This is a genomic window from Vibrio sp. Vb0937 (genome assembly GCF_033338855.1).
The window spans coordinates 1-1,085 of sequence record NZ_JAWOTK010000408.1; the positions used below are offsets into that span (position 1 = coordinate 1).

At 46.3% G+C, this 1,085-nt stretch carries 1 protein-coding gene; it reads left to right on the forward strand.

The window, feature by feature from the left end:
• Nucleotides 1–18: 18 nt before the first annotated feature.
• Nucleotides 19–1,085: RNA polymerase factor sigma-54 (rpoN, locus tag R7P67_RS26100; RefSeq protein WP_318086491.1), on the forward strand; the 1,067-nt coding region annotated here is incomplete at its 3' end.

Here is a 1,085-nt window from a genome sequence, read left to right on the forward strand (position 1 = left end):
CAAGGTAAGTAACACTGAATGAAACCTTCATTACAACTCAAGCTAGGTCAGCAGTTAGCCATGACGCCACAGTTGCAACAAGCGATTCGCTTGCTGCAGTTGTCGACTCTCGATCTTCAACAAGAAATCCAAGAAGCGTTGGACTCAAACCCGCTATTGGAAGTTGAAGAAGGCCACGAAGAACCTCAAGCAAATGGTGAAGACAAATCAGCACTCGAAACTGCTGACAACAGTGCCAACGAGCCAACAGAAATCGAAGTTCCTGATAGTTCTGACGTCATCGAAAAGTCCGAAATCAGCTCAGAGCTTGAAATCGACACAACTTGGGATGATGTCTACAGCGCAAATACGGGCAGTACCGGTTTAGCGTTAGACGATGATATGCCGGTCTACCAAGGCGAAACCACAGAATCGCTGCACGATTACTTAATGTGGCAACTCGACTTAACGCCTTTCAGTGAAACCGACCGTACGATTGCCATTGCCATCATTGATGCGATTGACGATTACGGCTATCTGACCCTATCTCCTGAAGAGATTCACGAAAGCTTCGACAACGAAGATATTGAGTTGGATGAAGTCGAAGCCGTGCGCAAACGCATCCAACAGTTTGACCCGCTTGGTGTGGCATCGCGGAACCTGCAAGAATGCTTACTCCTGCAACTTGCAACCTTCCCAGAAGACACGCCTTGGCTTGCAGAAGCCAAAATGATTCTTGCCGATCACATCGATCACCTTGGTAATCGCGATTACAAACTGGTCATCAAAGAAACTAAGCTAAAAGAAGCGGATCTACGCGAAGTATTAAAACTGATCCAACAGTTAGATCCTCGTCCAGGCAGCCGCATTACCCCAGACGACACAGAATACGTCATTCCGGACGTATCGGTATTTAAAGATCATGGGAAATGGACCGTTTCCATCAACCCTGACAGCATTCCAAAGTTAAAAGTTAACCAACAATACGCTCAATTAGGCAAAGGCAACAGTGCGGATAGCCAGTACATTCGCAGCAATTTGCAAGAGGCAAAATGGTTAATTAAGAGCTTAGAGAGTAGAAACGAGACGCTACTCAAAGTTGCAAG